The organism is Serratia entomophila (assembly GCF_021462285.1).
In the GTDB taxonomy this organism is placed as follows: domain Bacteria; phylum Pseudomonadota; class Gammaproteobacteria; order Enterobacterales; family Enterobacteriaceae; genus Serratia; species Serratia entomophila.
The window spans coordinates 4,026,674-4,043,948 of the sequence record NZ_CP082787.1 but is presented as its reverse complement, the minus strand read 5'-3'; the positions used below and the strand labels follow the sequence as shown (position 1 = coordinate 4,043,948).

The 17,275-nt window shown below is 57.3% G+C and carries 16 protein-coding genes and 1 tRNA gene; 9 read left to right on the top strand and 8 right to left on the bottom strand.

Going from position 1 to position 17,275, the window contains the following annotated elements; translation table 11 throughout:
• The first annotated feature begins 21 nt into the window (after window positions 1–21).
• Together dsbC and recJ are read left to right on the top strand one after the other, a co-directional pair.
• Window positions 22–738 carry a bifunctional protein-disulfide isomerase/oxidoreductase DsbC gene (gene dsbC, locus KHA73_RS19545; RefSeq protein WP_234586116.1) on the top strand — a complete coding sequence of 239 codons (717 nt, stop codon included), beginning with the start codon at window positions 22–24 and terminating at the stop codon, window positions 736–738.
• 6 nt (window positions 739–744) lie between these two features.
• Complete coding sequence (gene recJ / locus KHA73_RS19540) at window positions 745–2,478, top strand: single-stranded-DNA-specific exonuclease RecJ (protein WP_234586114.1); 1,734 nt, start codon at window positions 745–747, stop codon at window positions 2,476–2,478.
• A 52-nt stretch (window positions 2,479–2,530) separates the two neighbouring features.
• Here the strand turns inward: recJ and KHA73_RS19535 are convergent, their stop codons facing one another.
• Both KHA73_RS19535 and KHA73_RS19530 read right to left on the bottom strand, forming a co-directional pair.
• Window positions 2,531–2,875 (bottom strand): helix-turn-helix domain-containing protein, encoded by a 345-nt coding sequence (locus KHA73_RS19535; protein ID WP_234586112.1) that lies wholly within the window; start codon window positions 2,873–2,875, stop codon window positions 2,531–2,533.
• The gene (locus KHA73_RS19530) at window positions 2,868–3,254 is read right to left on the bottom strand and encodes a type II toxin-antitoxin system RelE/ParE family toxin (protein WP_234586110.1); all 387 of its coding nucleotides are present in this window, start codon (window positions 3,252–3,254) and stop codon (window positions 2,868–2,870) included. The genes KHA73_RS19535 and KHA73_RS19530 overlap by 8 nt, the downstream gene beginning before the upstream one ends.
• Window positions 3,255–3,520: 266 nt before the next feature.
• On the opposite strand from KHA73_RS19530, the gene prfB reads away from it, so the two are divergent.
• The 6 genes from prfB (at window position 3,521) to KHA73_RS19500 (ending at window position 9,502) form a co-directional block, all read left to right on the top strand.
• A protein-coding gene (gene prfB / locus KHA73_RS19525; protein ID WP_234586109.1) for a peptide chain release factor 2 occupies window positions 3,521–4,619 on the top strand; the annotation gives its coding sequence in 2 pieces (ribosomal slippage) (window positions 3,521–3,595 and window positions 3,597–4,619; 1,098 coding nt in all).
• Between the two features lie 9 nt (window positions 4,620–4,628).
• Complete coding sequence (gene lysS / locus KHA73_RS19520; RefSeq protein ID WP_234586108.1) at window positions 4,629–6,146, top strand: lysine--tRNA ligase; 1,518 nt, start codon at window positions 4,629–4,631, stop codon at window positions 6,144–6,146.
• 146 nt (window positions 6,147–6,292) lie between these two features.
• A tRNA-Gly gene (locus KHA73_RS19515) sits at window positions 6,293–6,366 on the top strand.
• A 515-nt stretch (window positions 6,367–6,881) separates the two neighbouring features.
• Window positions 6,882–7,721, top strand: coding sequence for a DUF2971 domain-containing protein (locus tag KHA73_RS19510; RefSeq protein WP_234586107.1), 840 nt, complete (start codon window positions 6,882–6,884; stop codon window positions 7,719–7,721).
• A gap of 626 nt (window positions 7,722–8,347) precedes the next feature.
• Window positions 8,348–9,178 (top strand): RNase A-like domain-containing protein, encoded by an 831-nt coding sequence (locus KHA73_RS19505; protein WP_234586105.1) that lies wholly within the window; start codon window positions 8,348–8,350, stop codon window positions 9,176–9,178.
• An 18-nt stretch (window positions 9,179–9,196) separates the two neighbouring features.
• The gene (locus KHA73_RS19500; protein WP_234586103.1) at window positions 9,197–9,502 is read left to right on the top strand and encodes a contact-dependent growth inhibition system immunity protein; all 306 of its coding nucleotides are present in this window, start codon (window positions 9,197–9,199) and stop codon (window positions 9,500–9,502) included.
• A gap of 240 nt (window positions 9,503–9,742) precedes the next feature.
• Here the strand turns inward: KHA73_RS19500 and KHA73_RS19495 are convergent, their stop codons facing one another.
• From KHA73_RS19495 to KHA73_RS19485, 3 genes are all read right to left on the bottom strand, one after another.
• On the bottom strand, window positions 9,743–10,999 hold the full coding sequence (locus KHA73_RS19495) for a cysteine desulfurase-like protein (RefSeq protein ID WP_234586102.1): 1,257 nt from the start codon (window positions 10,997–10,999) through the stop codon (window positions 9,743–9,745).
• Window positions 10,996–11,610 (bottom strand): 2OG-Fe dioxygenase family protein, encoded by a 615-nt coding sequence (locus tag KHA73_RS19490; protein WP_234586100.1) that lies wholly within the window; start codon window positions 11,608–11,610, stop codon window positions 10,996–10,998. The genes KHA73_RS19495 and KHA73_RS19490 overlap by 4 nt, the downstream gene beginning before the upstream one ends.
• Before the next feature lie 269 nt (window positions 11,611–11,879).
• Window positions 11,880–12,449, bottom strand: coding sequence for an HdeD family acid-resistance protein (locus KHA73_RS19485; protein WP_234586098.1), 570 nt, complete (start codon window positions 12,447–12,449; stop codon window positions 11,880–11,882).
• Window positions 12,450–12,601: 152 nt separating this feature from the next.
• Here KHA73_RS19485 and actS point away from each other — a divergent pair, with 152 nt between their 5' ends.
• The gene (gene actS / locus KHA73_RS19480; protein WP_234586097.1) at window positions 12,602–13,357 is read left to right on the top strand and encodes an amidase activator ActS; all 756 of its coding nucleotides are present in this window, start codon (window positions 12,602–12,604) and stop codon (window positions 13,355–13,357) included.
• Between the two features lie 47 nt (window positions 13,358–13,404).
• Here the strand turns inward: actS and KHA73_RS19475 are convergent, their stop codons facing one another.
• From KHA73_RS19475 to KHA73_RS19465, 3 genes are read right to left on the bottom strand one after another with little or no spacing between them, the layout of a single operon-like run.
• Window positions 13,405–14,796, bottom strand: a complete 1,392-nt coding sequence (locus KHA73_RS19475; protein WP_234586095.1) for a c-type cytochrome — start codon at window positions 14,794–14,796, stop codon at window positions 13,405–13,407.
• Window positions 14,793–16,448 carry a GMC family oxidoreductase gene (locus tag KHA73_RS19470; protein WP_234586093.1) on the bottom strand — a complete coding sequence of 552 codons (1,656 nt, stop codon included), beginning with the start codon at window positions 16,446–16,448 and terminating at the stop codon, window positions 14,793–14,795. Before KHA73_RS19470 ends, KHA73_RS19475 begins: the two co-directional genes overlap by 4 nt.
• Window positions 16,449–16,458: 10 nt before the next feature.
• The gene (locus tag KHA73_RS19465; RefSeq protein WP_234586091.1) at window positions 16,459–17,022 is read right to left on the bottom strand and encodes a sorbitol dehydrogenase family protein; all 564 of its coding nucleotides are present in this window, start codon (window positions 17,020–17,022) and stop codon (window positions 16,459–16,461) included.
• Window positions 17,023–17,275: the final 253 nt, after the last annotated feature.

Below are 17,275 nucleotides of genomic sequence, written 5' to 3'. Positions count from 1 at the left end.
GGGTTCGAAAGGATTGGAACGATGAAAAAAGGTTTAATGCTGCTCTCTCTGCTGGTGGCTTCGGTAACCGGTGCGGCGCATGCCGATGACGCGGCAATCAAAAAAGCGCTCGGCAGCCTGGGCATTCAGCAGGCGGACGTGCAGCCTTCGCCGGTCAGCGGCCTGAAAACCGTGCTGACCGACAGCGGCGTGCTCTATGTTTCCGACGACGGCAAACACGTTCTGCAGGGCCCGCTGTACGACGTCAGCGGCAAGGAACCGGTGAACGTGACCAATCAGCTGCTGGGCGCCAAGCTGGACGCGCTGAAAGATCAGATGATCGTGTACAAGGCGCCGAAGGAAAGGCACGTGATTACCGTGTTTACCGACATCACCTGCGGCTATTGCCACAAGCTGCACCAGCAGATGAAAGAGTATAACGATCTGGGCATTACCGTGCGTTATCTGGCGTTCCCGCGCCAGGGGCTGGCATCGCAGGCCGAAAAAGACATGCAGTCTATCTGGTGCACCGCCGACAAGGCCAAGGCCTTTGACACCGCCATGAAGGGCGATGCGGTATCGCCGGCGACCTGCAAAACCGACATCAGCAAACATTATGCGCTCGGCGTGCAGTTCGGCATTCAGGGCACTCCGGCGATCATCCTGGAAAACGGCATGATGATCCCTGGCTACCAGGGGCCGAAAGAGATGGCCGCCATGCTGGACGCCCATCAGGCCGCCACCAAAGCCGGTGGTTAATCGCCGGTGAGTATCAAAACACAATTACGCCGCCGGCCGGCGGTGGACGACAGCCATCTGCCCGCCAGTCTGCCGCCGCTGTTGCGCCGTTTGTACGCGCTGCGCGGCGTGCAGGCTGAGCAGGAGCTGGAACGCAGCGTCAAGGGCATGCTGCCCTGGCAGCAGCTGGACGGCATCGACGACGCCGTCGGCATTTTGCAGCAGGCGCTGGCCGACGGGCGCCGCATCATGGTGGTGGGGGATTTCGACGCCGACGGCGCCACCAGCACCGCGCTGACGGTGCTGGCGCTGCGTAGCATGGGCGGCGGCGCCGTTGATTACCTGGTGCCGAACCGCTTTGAGGACGGCTACGGCCTGAGCCCCGAGGTCGTGGAGCAGGCGGCGGCGCGCGGCGCAGAACTGATCCTGACCGTCGATAACGGCATCTCCTCGCACGCCGGGGTCGACGTGGCGCACGCCAAGGGCATGCAGGTGCTGGTGACCGATCACCACCTGCCGGGGGAAACCCTGCCGGCGGCCGAGGCTATCGTCAACCCCAACCTGCGCGGCTGTGAATTCCCTTCCAAATCCTTGGCCGGAGTAGGCGTCGCTTTCTATCTGATGCTGGCGCTGCGCGCCCGGCTGCGCGACGGCGGCTGGTTTGAGCAGCGCACGTTGGCGATGCCCAATCTGGCGGAGCTGCTGGATCTGGTGGCGCTCGGCACCGTGGCCGACGTGGTGCCGCTGGACGCCAACAACCGCATTCTGGTGTACCAGGGCCTGAACCGCATCCGCGCCGGCAAGTGCCGGCCGGGCATTCGCGCGCTGCTGGAGGTCGCCAACCGCGATGCGCGCCAGCTGGCGGCCAACGATCTCGGTTTTGCGCTCGGCCCGCGGCTCAACGCCGCCGGGCGGCTGGACGACATGTCGGTCGGGGTGGCGCTGCTGCTGAGCGACGACATCGCCCAGGCGCGCATGTTGGCCAACGATCTCGACGCGTTGAACCAGACGCGGCGCGAGATTGAGCAGGGCATGCAGGTGGAGGCGCTGGCGCTGTGCGACCAGCTGGAGCGCAGCAGCGCCGAGCTGCCTTACGGGCTGGCGATGTACCATCCGGAATGGCATCAGGGCGTGGTGGGCATTCTGGCTTCGCGCATCAAAGAACGTTTTCACCGGCCGGTGATCGCCTTCGCCCCGGCGGGCGACGGCATTCTGAAGGGCTCCGGCCGTTCGGTGGCCGGGCTGCACATGCGCGACGCGCTGGAGCGGCTGGATACCCTGAATCCCGGCCTGATGATGAAGTTCGGCGGCCATGCGATGGCGGCCGGGCTGTCGCTGGAGGAGGCAAAATTCGACGAGTTCCGCCAGCGCTTCGGCGAGCTGGTGGGCGAATGGCTCGATCCGGCGATGCTGGAGGGGGTGATTTGGTCCGACGGCGAGCTGGCGATGCAGGAGCTGTCGCTGAGCACGGCGGAGCTGCTGCGCGAGGGCGGGCCCTGGGGCCAGGCGTTCCCGGAACCGACCTTCGACGGCAAGTTCCGCATCCTGCAGCAGCGGCTGGTGGGCGAGAAACACCTGAAGCTGATGGTCGAACCGCTCGGCGGCGGGCCGCTGCTCGACGGCATCGCCTTCAACGTGGACACCACCCTGTGGCCGGACAGCAGCGTGCGCGAGGTGGAGCTGGCCTACAAGCTCGACGTCAACGAGTTCCGCGGCAACCGCAACGTGCAACTGCTGATCCAGCACCTTTGGCCGCGTTGAGGCGAAATTGACGTTCAGGCACCGGCAAGTAACCCGTGCCTGAACGCACCCATCAGTTCCGTGGCGGAATAATCAGGCTGGCGACGCCTTTCTGCTCAATAATTTCCAGCATTCTGAGCGCAGAACCCTGAGGTTTTACCGCGTTACGTTCCCATTTCTGTACGCTGGTGGTCGACATGTTGACCACGGCCGCCAGATCGGCCTGGCTCAAACCGAGCCGTTTGCGCAGCATTTTGATGCGTGCACCGTCCATTTGTTCATGCTGTTCACGCCGTGCATTTTGCTCCTGCGCCTGTACGCGCGCATCGATGCTGCGCAGGGTGTCGCCTGACACTGCGCCGATCTCATAAAAACGTTGCGCCATTTTTTGCAGTCTGAGCAGGCGATTATCAGTCATCGCATTTTACCTCTCGCAGGTAACCGCTATCGATGGCCCGTTTGATAATTTCCGGCGGCATGGCAAGAAAGTCTCTGGCAAGCTCGCGATAGGTTGTCAATTCATCATCATTAATTTCTTTTGCGCCGCTCTGTTTCACGGCGTTTTTCAGCCATCCATCAACAAAATACTGATGGCGTCCGCGTTTAAACGCCACGATGGAGCGAGCGCCACCCCGTTTACCCCGATTGAGCGGAAGGCGTTTCTTGTATACGCCGCCGCCCAGATCGCCGTCATGGTTGCCGTGTTCGAGTTCGTGAGCCGCCGTGCAAATCTTTTGATCGACGATGCGATTTTTCTTCATAAATTTGTCGAAATCATCCGTGATGAAAATGTCCATTTTGGCACCGCCTGTCCCTGTTGAAGTCATCGTTGTGACTATAGTCTTAATGACTAGGGTGCTCAATACTTAAACAGCTTAACGGTGTGGTTGACGTCGGCAAGAAAACGCTGACGAAATTCCGGCTCTCCCTGCCACATGCTTTGCCGCCCGATCGCCACAAAAACTGAGCAACTCGCTATAAACTGACGCCTGGATCCGTTAGAATTATCGGTTCCAATGGCATTTCGCCATCGACGACATCAACGAAAAAGAACGCAAAAACCATGTTTGAAATTAATCCGGTAAAAAACCGAATTCAGGACCTGTCCGAGCGGACTGCCGTTCTTAGGGGGTATCTTTGACTATGATGCCAAGAAAGAACGCCTAGAAGAAGTCAACGCCGAGCTGGAACAGCCTGACGTGTGGAACGAACCCGAGCGGGCACAGGCGCTGGGCAAAGAGCGCGCGGCGCTGGAAGCCATCGTTGAAACCATCGACCAGCTGGAGCAGGGCGGCGAAGACGTCAGCGGCCTGCTGGAACTGGCGGTGGAAGCCGAAGACGAAGAAACCTTCAACGAAGCGGTGGCCGAGCTCGATCAGCTGATGAGCAAGCTGGATCAGCTGGAGTTCCGCCGCATGTTCTCCGGCGAATACGACAGCGCCGACTGCTACCTGGACATCCAGGCCGGTTCCGGCGGCACCGAAGCGCAAGACTGGGCCAGCATGCTGCTGCGCATGTATCTGCGCTGGGCCGAAGCCAAGGGCTTCAAGACCGAAGTGATCGAAGAGTCCGACGGCGACGTCGCGGGCCTGAAATCCGCCACCATCAAGATCATCGGCGACTACGCGTTCGGCTGGTTGCGCACTGAAACCGGCGTGCATCGCCTGGTGCGCAAGAGCCCGTTCGACTCCGGCGGCCGCCGCCATACCTCGTTCAGTTCGGTGTTCATCTACCCGGAAGTGGACGACGATATCGATATCGAAATCAACCCGGCAGACCTGCGTATCGACGTATACCGCGCTTCCGGTGCGGGCGGCCAGCACGTGAACAAAACCGAATCTGCGGTGCGTATCACTCACTTGCCAACCAACATCGTGGTGCAGTGCCAGAACGACCGTTCTCAGCATAAGAACAAGGATCAAGCGTTTAAACAGCTGCGAGCCAAGCTGTACGAGTTTGAGATGCAAAAGAAAAATGCTGATAAGCAGACGATGGAAGACAACAAGTCCGACATCGGCTGGGGCAGCCAGATCCGTTCTTACGTGCTGGATGACGCCCGCATTAAAGATCTGCGCACCAACGTTGAAACGCGTAACACGCAGGCCGTACTGGATGGCGACCTGGATAAATTCATTGAAGCAAGTTTGAAAGCCGGGTTATGAGGAACCGAAATGTCTGAGCAACAACCACAAGGCGCCGATCAGGCGCAGGATCTCAATAACGAGCTGCAGTCCCGCCGCGAGAAGCTGGCCGGCCTGCGCGAGAACGGCATTGCGTTCCCGAACGATTTCCGCCGCGACGCCACCTCCGACAAGCTGCACGCCGCTTACGACGACAAAGAAAACGAAGAGCTGGAAGCGCTGGGCGTAGAAGTCACCGTGGCGGGCCGTATGATGACCCGCCGCATCATGGGCAAGGCGTCCTTCGTTACCCTGCAGGACGTGGGGGGCCGCATTCAGCTGTACGTGGCGCGCGACGATCTGGCCGAAGGCCTGTACAACGAACAGTTCAAGAAGTGGGACCTGGGCGATATCCTCGGCGCACGCGGCAAGCTGTTCAAAACCAAGACCGGCGAACTGTCGATCCATTGCACCGAACTGCGCCTGCTGACCAAGGCGCTGCGCCCGCTGCCGGACAAGTTCCACGGCCTGGCCGATCAGGAAACCCGTTATCGCCAGCGTTACCTGGACCTGATCGCCAACGAAGAATCGCGCAATACCTTCAAGGTGCGTTCTCAGGTGATGGCGGCGATCCGCAACTTCATGGTGGAACGCGGCTTCATGGAAGTCGAAACCCCAATGATGCAGGTGATCCCGGGCGGGGCTTCCGCGCGTCCGTTCATCACCCACCACAATGCGCTGGACATCGACATGTACCTGCGTATCGCGCCTGAGCTGTACCTGAAGCGCCTGGTGGTCGGCGGCTTTGAGCGGGTGTTCGAAATCAACCGCAACTTCCGTAACGAAGGGGTTTCTCCGCGCCATAACCCAGAGTTCACCATGATGGAACTCTATATGGCTTACGCGGATTACAAAGACCTGATCGAGCTGACCGAGTCGCTGTTCCGCACCCTGACCGAGAAAGTGCTGGGCAACAGCCAGGTGCAGTACGGCGACGAAGTGTTCGACTTCGGCAAGCCGTTTGAAAAGCTGACCATGACCGAGGCTATCAAGAAATACCGCCCGGAAACCGATCTGGCGGACCTGGCCGACATGGGCAAAGCGGTGGCCATCGCCGAATCCATCGGCATCAAGGTTGAGAAGAGTTGGGGCCTTGGCCGCGTCGTAACCGAGATCTTCGAAGAAGTGGCGGAAAGCCATCTGATTCAGCCGACCTTCATCACCGAGTACCCGGCGGAAGTATCCCCGTTGGCGCGCCGCAACGACGTTAACCCGGAAATCACCGACCGCTTCGAGTTCTTCATCGGCGGCCGTGAAATCGGCAACGGCTTCTCCGAGCTGAACGACGCGGAAGATCAGGCGCAGCGTTTCGCCGACCAGGTGAACGCCAAAGACGCCGGCGACGACGAAGCGATGTTCTACGACGAAGACTACGTGACCGCGCTGGAGCACGGCCTGCCGCCTACCGCAGGCCTGGGCATCGGTATCGACCGCATGGTGATGCTGTTTACCAACAGCCACACCATCCGCGACGTGATCCTGTTCCCGGCGATGCGCCCGCAGAAATAACCGCGCATAGCGCGAAAGAACCGGCGCAGGCGACTGTGCCGGTTTTTTTTACTGCAGCGCGCTAACTGCTTAAAACATCGGCAGTTACGCGCCATCTCCGCTTGCCCGGCGCCGATAACCGGTTATAATGCCTGTCGCACACCGATGCGGGTGTAGTTCAATGGTAGAACGGCAGCTTCCCAAGCTGCATACGAGGGTTCGATTCCCTTCACCCGCTCCAATCCTTTCTGTTAGTACCTTCTCGGTAGAAATCATCAAGTTAAGACGTGGTTGAATGTTCAGGTACCTACAAAGGTATCCCAAGGAATTGCCCATCGCTGTTGTGGTTTGGTGTGCGGTTCGGGGGGCATATCAAACGGCTGGCGGTCGTTCTACTGTCTTACCGCGATAGCTCAGCAAGAACAGCATGCCGTGCCATCAGCTCTAAACTCTCCCAAAACATAGTACATCGCAGCATTCAGCCCCAATGCCCCCTTACAGGGATAAACAGGCTAAAGTGATATGCACCGGTAGCGAAAGATCCGGCTCTATCTCCGGTTGGCCCACGGTTCCTTAGGATGCACGGGCGACCTGATCACGATGATGCGCTATGATAATCTGATGATGTTGCTGACCGCTCCGTTGCTTAGGTATCACTAACCGGGGCTTTATGGGTGGTATTGTCTCTCCGAAATATAATTCTGATATGTTACATTAACAAAGCAATTCGACGACAATTAGCTTTTAGAGGGCATTATGGATATTCCTTTCCCATTTGTTTACAAGTTTTCAGCGCTCAATATAAACTCTTTATCAGCTTTATCTGAGGGGAAAGCATGGTTCTCTAAACTTTCTGACTTTAATGATCCTTTTGAAGGGCAATTTATTGTAAGTCCACCGGACTTAAAGAACGATCGTGAAAAATTTTTTGAGCATATGGCTAAGAATATACCAAGCCACCCTTTAACAGTACCGGCGGCTGAGGCTGTACGGAAAAGGTACTTTGATTCGCCAGATGAATTCGAAAGCTTTGTGAATAAACTAGTAATTGAAACTCATCATAAGTTCTATGAGAGCTATTTAAATATAGGAGCTTATTGTCTAGCAAGTGATATACCCGGGGTTGAGGCGTCGCATGTTAGCAATGTTATGATGTGGTCGCACTATGCTGATGGTATGAAAGGGTTTTGTATAAAATACAATCCAAACAAATTGATGGTATCATTGAATAAGCTGAATGATGAAAAATTTTACTGGGCAAAGATTGAATACCAAGATGATAAACATACAGTAGACTATTACGACTTAGTGGATACATCAAAACACGCGACAATCCGAGCTATTCAAACAAAGCATACAGGTTGGGAGTATGAGTATGAATGTCGATTGTTAGTTAATAATTCCGGGCTTTATAAATACTCACATGATGCTATTGAGTGTATCTATATCGGGAGTAAAATGCCTGTTCCTCACCAAAAAATATTACTTGATATATGTTCGGTTAACCTTCCGGATGTGGATATTTTTAATGTGAGAACACATGGTAAAGGTTACGCTGTTGAGTTAGGTCGATATCAAAAATATAATATATCGTGAGAATTATTATACTCCCGTGTATGTTCTATACGCACTGGGATTTTAATATACTCATGCAAGCCTCTCCCTCCACCGGCTCACGCTCATCAGTCCCCCGTACCCCTCTCGATACGCAGAGATAGGCTAACCATTTAATCATGTCTATAACGTTCTGTGCCGATCGCTGCTCATTGCATTACCTAAGTTTTTAGCGTCGCTGCATGTCTTACAGGACATAGGATCGAATAAGCAGGACTTACTTGTGCATGGATCCTTAATAACAGATAATAGAATAACCATTTTGTTCGCTTCGTGAACTGTCATGTAGAGGGAGCTATGCCAGATTTCGCAACGATCCCGTTACCAAAATTTGATCTATTATCTGTCCCGCCGGTTGGGAATTTTCAATCGAATAGTTCGGAACTTGTTGGAATGGGCCGGATCGTCGAATCCAGTTTGGCTTTGTATAACGTGCTGGCTACGCTTGCTGATATATCACAAGGGCCGATATTTACTATTAATGTTTAAAGGCTCCGGTATGGGGCTGGAGAGGCCAGCATCCTTTGTTACCTGAGATCGAAAACCAAGTAGCACGACATTCATTACGACTGTATACAGTAAAATCAACCGCAATAAAGGGATTTATTATGGCGACAGAGGAAGGCTTAAGGGTTGTGCTATCGCCGGTTCAACTGGCGGCAGTCATGTCAGACAGGAGCGTCACCGAAGGGGAAACCCTAAGCAATCGCCTATTTGGCGGACTAGGGCTTGCTGGTGGCGTTGTTGAACTCATGGGTGCTGGCGTGATGTGTTATGCACCGGATCCAACATTTTTGACCAAGGTCGGTTGTGTTGTTGTTGGCACTCACAGCCTGGATAGTATCAAAGCCGCCTCCAATCAAATTATCACCGGCCAGCCGACAATTACCGATACCTACCAATCTGCTGTCACATTGGCTAAAGCGCTGGGAGCTGATGAGGATACTGCCTACAACGTAGGGCTTACGGTCGATGTTGCGGTGCCGTTGGTGTTTGCTGTAGCGATAGGCGCGGCGCGTGTCGCCTCAGTCCGTATGGGTAGGGTAAGGCTGGTTGAGCATGAGTCCATTACGGGAGTGAAACCTGGTGGGCATACCATAGCGAAGCATATAGCCAAGACACCGGATGAATTGGCGCAAAGGCTTGCTACAACCCCTACCATGCGGGCAGCAACGTCATTCACTAATGTGCGTATTGCCGAAGAGGCTATTTCCGGCGCGGTGAAACATAATCAGGAATGGATAAAAATTTGGGCAGGAAGTTCAACACGCCCCTCGTCGCCGCTCGTCGTGAATTATTCTGCCGGACGTGTAATTGGGTATGGTTTACGACGTGGCGAGCAGGACACTATCAAGCTGACCAACCTTAGGGTTGTAATTCGCTTTGAGGTCTTCCACGGTAAGCCGTATTACATCCTTACTGCCTACCCCACTTTTTGAGATTACACTATGAAAATAATGGGTAACTTTTCCGCACTGGAACATCTGATACAAATTTATTTCGGGCAGGATAGCTACGAAATCACAGGGGCGACAACCCTTCCCGGCGTTATGAGCTTCTATCTTCAGGACAATCCTTCATCACAGATTGATACCTTGATCGCGGATATCGTCGAATTTGAAGCGGCATACCCGGACTCGCTTGATGATGAATTCAGTGCTCGATGGGGGAACGATGTGTTGCCGGAGCTATGGGGAACAACGACAAAGGATTTCTTAAAACAAATTCGGCTATTGGCAGTAAGCCACCGGTCAGCTTACTAACAACGAATTTAAGTTCTAGATATATTTATGGCTGTGTATCGAATCTATTACGAGTATTTGGGCTGAACTCTTGACCGATTAGTAAGCCCACCTTGCAGGTGGGCTTTTAGTGATAGTGAGCTCAATCGTTGATGTTATGCGTATAGAAATAAAATCATAGCTTACGGAAATTGTTTGCTAACTGGTCTCATCATGATTTGTTCGATCCCTTCACCCGCTCCGGTTTCATTTCCACTCTCTCTAGCCGTTCACGCTCTGTTTTCCCGTCACGCCCAGTTCGCCGCCAAGCACCTCAAACAGCATGTCGATTTCCTGCAGCGTGTTGTAATGCATCATCCCGATGCGCAGCACGCCGCCGTCTTGCAGGCCCAACTGCTGAATCAATCCCAGCGCATAAAAATGCCCGCTGCCGACGCAAATATTGTGCCGGCCTAGCCGACGGGCGATCTCTTCGGGCGCATGGCCGCTAAAGGTCAGGGCAAAGGTTGGGGTGCGGCGGTGGATGTCCGCCTGCGCAGATCCGTACAGCTGCACGCCGTCGATGTGCTGCAGACGCTGCAGAAAGTGCCTGCTCAGGTTCTCTTCATGCCGGTGATAGCCGGTAAAACTTTCCTGCAAACGCTGCCTCAACGATGCGCCCGGCGTGCCCCATTGCGCCAGATAGTCGATGGCTGCGGTGACGCCCGCCAACCCTTCAAAACTCTGAGTGCCGGTTTCAAAGCGGCCGGGCCCGACGTCGGTGGCCGGTTCGACTTTATAGGGCTGCAGGCGCTGCAGCCACTGCGGCGCGATATAGGCCATGCCGATATGCGGGCCGAAGAATTTATAGGCGGAGCACGCTAAAAAGTCGCAGCCCAGCGCCTGCACGTCGATCAGGTTGTGCGGGGCGTAGTGCACGGCGTCAACGTAAACCAGTGCGCCGACGCGGTGAGCGGCTTCGGTGATGGCCTTGATGTCGGCGATGCTGCCGGTCACGTTGGAGGCGTAGCTGACCGCCACCAGCCGGGTTTTGGCGGTGATGCGTTCACACAGCCGGGCGGCGCTCAGCGAACAATCCGCGCGCTCCAGCGGTATTTGATGCACGATGGCCTGTTTGTCGGCGGCGGCCTGTTGCCAGCTGGAAACGTTGGCGTAGTGATCCAGCGCGGTGACGATAATTTCATCGCCGGCCTGCCAGGTGCGGCTGATGATGCGGCTGAGGTGGAACGTCAGCGAGGTCATGTTCATGCCGAAGACGATATTATCGGGCGAAGGCGCATTTAATAAGGCGCGCACCGATTCCCGCGCATGGTTCATCACCTCGGTTGTCTTATGGCTGGAGAAATAGTGCCCGCCCAGGTTGGCGTTATATTTTCCCAGGTAGCCGGTCATTTTTTCCAGTACGCCGTGCGAAACCTGGGAACCGCCGGGGCCGTCGAAGAAGATCACCGGTTTATCATCATGGCGCTGGGACAGCGCGCTGAACTGGGCGCGGGCGAGTTCGGGCGTAAAGCTCATGCTTTTCCTCCCCGCGCGGTCAGGACGAAAAGATCCATATGGCCTTCTTCTTCCTGGCTCACCGTGTTGATCGGCGTGGCGTTATGCCAGAGTTTGCTGTCCGCCAGCAACACGGCTTCGCCGTCCGCCAGCGCTTTTTTAAAGAAAGGATCATGGTGGCTGTCGTCGTACAGCATGATTTCACCGCCGACGATATTGTGCCGGTGAATGGCGATCATCGCGATATGGTCGAAGCCGTCCTGATGAATGCCTTCCGGCGCTACCTGGGTGTCTTTCTGTACGGCGACTACGCGCATCTGGTGAATTTCTATTTCCGTGCCGTCAGGCAGCTCGTTGCTTTCGGCGAACAGGTTGCACATTTCTTCCATACCGGCGCTTTGCAACACGGCGCTGTCAATCGGCTCAAAACGGCGCACCACGTTGCCCTGGAAATGGTTGATCTCGTCAGATTGCACGAAATTGCGCGGCCCCACTTCGACGACGTGGCCATCGAGATGTTTGACCACGGAATAGCGGCGTAAGCGATATTTGCCGTCGGCGTGTTGGGTGTGGGGCAAGAAAGCAAAGGAGGGCATCAACTGTTGGGTGGCCTGATGGCTAAGTACAGTCATACTTATTACGTTTTCGTGTTTCTGCAACATAATCACCTCTAATATTAGTTTATGTTAATTTTGTAGGGAGGCATTTCGATTGAATTGTAGTCGACCCTATAACCAACGCAATTTTTGCCGGGCGTTATTAGTCGTCGGCGCACTATTGCCGATGTAAAGCAGAATGAACGCAGGGGATGGGGTTGCCGTCTCAGCCGACAGCAGGGGGTAATGATTGACTGGTGGGGGCGATCAAACCCGCCGCCGGGCTCGGCGGCGGGCCGGTCACATCACGCGCGCTTGAACAGACTGGCGGCCTGGAACAGGGCGAAGGAACTGACCAGCATCTCGATGCCGACGATCGCCGTTACCAGAGTGATCGAGGCTTCCGGCCCCGAGCCCACCAGCATCCAGGCGATGATCAAGTCCAGCACGCCGATGACAAACTGCAGCCAGTTGCCGGGCTGGCCGCGGCGCACATAGCCGGCGATCAGCCGCGCAATGCCGCCGAACGCAAACAATACCGCGAGGTACACCGCCAGTGCGAGCACCCCGGTCAACGGGTTGCTGATAAACAGGTAGCCGATAATCAGATAAGCCACACCCAACAATATGCCGCCGATCAGCGGCCAGGTGTTTTGCGCCCGGTTGGCTATCATGCCGATCACCAGCCCAGCCCCGCTCAGCAGCAGCAAAATGCCCACCACAATGCTCAACGCGGCGCCGGAGGCTAAGGGGTTGATCAGGCAAAGAATTCCGCCCGCCAGCAGCAGGAAGGCGATGATCAGCAGGGTGGTGCGTTGCTTTTTGAGCAGGTCTTCGCCCAGGCGGGGCAGATTATTGCGGTCAATATTCAACATGACAGTACTCCATTTCGTCGTGTGGTAATTAATCAGTCATCCTTACCTGTTCAGCATAGACCTCTTTGGCGGTTTTTGACTGGTCCGGCGCAGATGTTACTATGGGCGGCTGGCGCGTATCAGAACCCCCGGAAGATGATTGAGGACAGGATTTGAGCACAGGAAGCAAACTTGCATGGTGGCGCCGCGCCGCCGTGTGTCTGGCATTGGGCCTGCTGTTAGCCGGCTGTTCGGGCAAAAACAGCTATAACCGCAACTACGATAAACTGCCAAAGGGCAGCTACAGCGGCAAATCCTATACCGTCAAACGGGGTGATACGCTGTATTACATCGCCTGGATCACCGACAGCGAAGTCCGCGATCTGGCCAGAATCAATAAGATACGCGCGCCTTACAACCTGGAAGTCGGGCAAAAGCTGCGCCTGAGCGGCAGCGCGCCAACCAAAACCGCCGCCAATCGCCGCAAATCCACCTCTTCGGGCGCGGTGTTGGCCAAGCAGACGCCGCCGCCGGGCGCCGGCCGTTGTTGGCGTTGGCCGGCCGCCGGCAAAATAGTGCAGGCCTATTCCACCGCCGACGGCGGCAACAAAGGCATCGATATCGCCGGCCCGCGTGGCCAGCCGATCTACGCTTCGGCCAAGGGCAAGGTGGTGTACGTCGGCAATCAGCTGCGCGGTTACGGCAACCTGATCATGATCAAGCACGGTGAGGACTTCATCACCGCCTATGCCCATAACGACACCACGCTGGTGCGCAACGGCCAGGACGTCAAGGCGGGGCAAAAAATCGGCACCATGGGCAGCACCGGCACCGACTCGGTGTACCTGCACTTCCAGATCCGCTATCGCGCCACCGCGCTGGACCCGCAGCGTTATCTGCCGCCACAGGGCTCGTCACCGTCCTGCTAAGTAAAACCCAGGCCCGCCCCCTCAGGAGGCGCGGGCCTGAGGGCGGATTATCTCCGCTTCCTGCCGCACAGCCAGATCAACGCCAGCAACAGCATTACCGCCACGCCGATGCTCGGCGCCATGTAGGGCTGCAGCCTGGCCAGCAGCGGCACCGGGCCGCCGTTGCGCAGTTCCGCGACGTCCGCTTCGCTCACCTTCACCGCCGGATTGCCGTAGTGCTGCAACACGTAGTTGCTGACGGCGGCGATTTGCTTATCGCTCAACGGATTGACGTAGGACTGCGGGCCAAAGTTCGGCATCAGCACATCCTCGCCGCCGGCCTTGCGCTGCACGCCGAACAGAATGGCGGAGATCAGGTTGGCCGGGTTGCCTGAGCCGGTGGCGGTGTTGTTGAACAGCGAAGGATAAGCCTGATCCTTGCTGCCGCTGCCGTCCGGCTGGTGGCAGCTGGCGCAGTTGCCGCTAAACAGGGCGGCGCCGTCGGTTACCGTATTGTTGGCGTTGGCGGGGTGCTGGCCGCGCAACGCCGGCTCAACGTTCATCGCCCGGCCATAGCCGTCGGCCGCTTGCGTATCCTGCGCGTCGCGCACCGGTGCGGTGCTTTTCAGGTAGACGGCGATCGCCTGCAGATCTTGTTCGGGCAGGTATTGCAGGCTGTTTTCCACCGCTTCGGCCATGCCGCCGGCCGCCTGGTTCTTACCGGCCACCCGCCCGGTTTTGAGGTACTGCACCAGCTGCTCGTTGCTCCAGCCGCCGATGCCGCTGACGGCGTCCGAGGTGATGTTCGGCGCATACCAGCTGCCCACCATGCCGCCGGAAAGCGGCTTGTCGGTGCTTTCCGCCATCAGCAGGTTGCGCGGCGTGTGGCAGGTATCGCAGTGCCCGGGGCCGTTGACCAGATAGGCGCCGCGGTTCCATTGTTCGCTTTTGCTCGCATCGGGCTGGAAGCGGCCTTTATCCAGAAACAGCAGGTTCCAACCGAGCATGCTGAAGCGCAGGTTGAACGGGAAGGGCAGTTCGGTGGGGGTGTTTTTCTGCGCCACCGGTTTCACGCTCTGCATAAAGTAGGCGTAGAGCGCGTGGATATCCTCGTCGCTCAGTTTGGTATAAGAGGTGTAAGGCATTGCCGGGTAGAGATAGCTGCCGTCGGCGCGAACCCCTTCACGCACCGCGCGGGCAAACTGCTGCTCGCTGTAATCGCCAATGCCATCGGGGGCGGAAGGCGTGATGTTGGTGGAGTAAATCACCCCCATCGGCGAGCCGATGCCGTAACCGCCGGCAAAGGGCTTGCCGCCGCCCGGCTGGGTGTGGCACGCCTGGCAGTCGGCGGCCACCGCGAGCTGCTGCCCACGTGCGATCAACGCCGCGCCGTCATCGGCGGCGAACGCGCCGCCGCTCAGGCTCAGCAGCGTCAGGGCCAATCCAATCCGCTTCTTCATGATTTCACCGCCAGCGCTTGCGCGATGTCGTCGGCGGCCTTGATGCCCAGCGCCGCCATGGTCAGCGTGCTGTTGACCACGCTGGCGGAAGGAATGGCACCGCCGCCCGGCAGCCAGAGGTTGGCGTGGTCGTGAGTGCGGCAGTTGCCGTCGACCACCGAATCCCGCGGATCGCTGCCCATGATGGTGCCGCCCATGATGTGGTTGTTGGCGTTCAGGCTGGTGGTGATCTTGAATTCATCGGCATCGAACAACTTACCTATGTGTTCCAGCTGCTTATGCGCCGCTTCCGCGCCTTTGCGCACGTAATCGCCGACGTCGTAGTGAATATCCGGGCACGGCAGGCCGTGGGCGTCCTTGCGGGTGGCGCTCAGCGTCAGGCGGTTGTTCGGGTCTGGTAACGGTTCCAGGCTGATGGACAAATCGACCCCGTAGGCTGCGCGCCGGCGGATCTCTTCGTCCAATACTTTGCCGATCAGGCCCTGCTCCAGCGCTTTTTGCGTGGCGGGTACCACCTGATTGATGTTGTTCAGGATCATCTTGTTGGCGGAATAATCTTTGCGGAACTCGCCGTCGCGCGGGCCGACCAGGCAGCTGCTCTGCGCCGGCCCACGGCCGAGCCACAGCGGTTCTTTCGCCAGGAAGGTGCAGTGAAAACCGGAGTGATCCATCATGTTGCGGCCGACCTGATCGGAAGAGTTGGCGATGCCGTTGGGGTTTTGCTTATTGGCGGCGATCAGCAGCAGGCGCGGCGTTTCGATGCCGTTGCAGGCCAGCGCGAAGGCGTTGGCGGTAGCCTTGTGCGAGCGCTTTTGGTTGTCCAGCCAGTGTACGGCGGTGATGCGGTTCTGCGAGTCGGTATCGATTTTGTAGACCACCGATTCTGCCAGCACCACCGCGCCTTTCATCTCTGCGCGTTCGACATGATGGATGCCGTTGTACATGGCGCCGATCGGGCAAATCGGCTGGCAGTTGTTGTTGCCGCAGCAGGTCGGGCGGCCTTTCCACGGGCGAATGCTGCGCCCCTGTGGGATCGGCACCGAGCGGTAGCCATGCGGGTTGACCACCTCGGCGAAGCGGGTGTCGCCGTAGGCCCAGGGCACCATGTCCATCGGGTAAGGTTTGCTGCGCTCGACCGGCGACTGTTGCGCCGGGTCATTGGGGCCGGCGACGCCGATTTCCTCTTCCGCCCGGCAGTAGTAGGGTTCGAGATCGTTATACGATATAGGCCAGTCGCGGCCGACGCCGTACCGGGTTTTCATCTGGAAATCGCTCGGCAAGTGGCGCCAGCAGGAGGCCGCCCAGTGCCAGGTGGTGCCGCCGACGGTGCGCAGATAGCCTTGCTTGAAGCTGTTTGCGCTGGTGCCGCTCAGGGCCACATAGTTGTTTTCCGGGAAGTAGAGCGGGGCGGTGGCGTATTCCGATTGCGGATACAGCCCCTGGAAATCCGAACCGGCCCGGTTATCGAACGGCATGTTGCGCCAGTTCTCCACCGCCTGGGCGCGATCGATGCGCAGGCCGGCTTCCAGCACCAGCACGGAATAGCCCTGGCTGACCAGCTGATCGGCCATGATGCCGCCGACAATGCCGGAGCCGACGATCACGATATCGGCCGATGCGTCGCCATCGGCGGTAAATTCAGGTTTTTTCATCAGGGTAGTCTCAGCGTGCAGGTGTCATGTTCATTGGCGGCGTAGCAGTCCACCACAGCGGGCCGTTGCCGCAATAGGTCGGGACGATCAGCGCGTCGCTGGCGGGGCGGTACATCAACGCATCCTTGTAGGCGATCAACACCGCCTGTTGCCCGTGCCCGACGGTGCCGGTGTACCAGGTGCTGACGATGGTGGTGATCAGGTCTTGCAAACCGGCCTGTACCGCGAGCGTTTGCAGCTGCGCGGCGCTTTGCCCGGGCTGCAGCAGCGCGCTCAGCCGCTCAATGCGCGCGGAGAAATCCGCTGTGGCCTGGCTAAGCGCGCTGAAAATGCGCGCCGACATGCCCTGATCGATATCGCGGTGCTCGGTCAGTGTTTGGGACAAGGTAAAAAAGCGGGTGAAGATCAGCGGGTTGGCCGCTGCGGTTTGCTGTTCTGCCTGGGTCAGAAACGGGTAGCCGAGCAGGGAGGTGGCGATCAGGGTGGAGGCCAGGCCAATCAACACATCTCTTCTTCTGAAACCGGTTCCATTTTTGGATGGACTGACATCATCGTTGGGTAACGCAGTGCTCATAGTGAGTTTCTCGCAACTGGTGTTAAAGCCTGAGTAGGCGAAAAGTGGGCAGCCGTTGAGTACAAGGTAATGAAATGAAACGGCTTTGCGGTTATTGATTAACCACTAATTATTTTGTGTCTAATAATTTTTTCGGATATTAACGTGCTGGTAACTTCTCAACAACAAAATTAATGGCGGCGGCGGGGGAAATCGCACTTTAAGAATAAATTGCGGCGACCGGCCAGGGCTGAAGATGAAAAAACTCGCCATT

Bases quoted from the DNA above. Each gene is read 5' to 3' on its own strand.
- lysS (WP_234586108.1), top strand. From the start codon at position 4,629: ATGTCTGAGCAACAACCACAAGGCGCCGATCAGGCGCAGGATCTCAAT.
- KHA73_RS19475 (WP_234586095.1), bottom strand. From the start codon at position 14,796: ATGAAGAAGCGGATTGGATTGGCCCTGACGCTGCTGAGCCTGAGCGGC.
- KHA73_RS19485 (WP_234586098.1), bottom strand. From the start codon at position 12,449: ATGTTGAATATTGACCGCAATAATCTGCCCCGCCTGGGCGAAGACCTG.
- KHA73_RS19530 (WP_234586110.1), bottom strand. From the start codon at position 3,254: ATGGACATTTTCATCACGGATGATTTCGACAAATTTATGAAGAAAAAT.
- KHA73_RS19495 (WP_234586102.1), bottom strand. From the start codon at position 10,999: ATGAGCTTTACGCCCGAACTCGCCCGCGCCCAGTTCAGCGCGCTGTCC.
- dsbC (WP_234586116.1), top strand. From the start codon at position 22: ATGAAAAAAGGTTTAATGCTGCTCTCTCTGCTGGTGGCTTCGGTAACC.
- KHA73_RS19470 (WP_234586093.1), bottom strand. From the start codon at position 16,448: ATGAAAAAACCTGAATTTACCGCCGATGGCGACGCATCGGCCGATATC.
- KHA73_RS19500 (WP_234586103.1), top strand. From the start codon at position 9,197: ATGGGTAACTTTTCCGCACTGGAACATCTGATACAAATTTATTTCGGG.
- KHA73_RS19535 (WP_234586112.1), bottom strand. From the start codon at position 2,875: ATGACTGATAATCGCCTGCTCAGACTGCAAAAAATGGCGCAACGTTTT.
- KHA73_RS19465 (WP_234586091.1), bottom strand. From the start codon at position 17,022: ATGAGCACTGCGTTACCCAACGATGATGTCAGTCCATCCAAAAATGGA.
- KHA73_RS19490 (WP_234586100.1), bottom strand. From the start codon at position 11,610: ATGACTGTACTTAGCCATCAGGCCACCCAACAGTTGATGCCCTCCTTT.
- KHA73_RS19505 (WP_234586105.1), top strand. From the start codon at position 8,348: ATGGCGACAGAGGAAGGCTTAAGGGTTGTGCTATCGCCGGTTCAACTG.
- KHA73_RS19510 (WP_234586107.1), top strand. From the start codon at position 6,882: ATGGATATTCCTTTCCCATTTGTTTACAAGTTTTCAGCGCTCAATATA.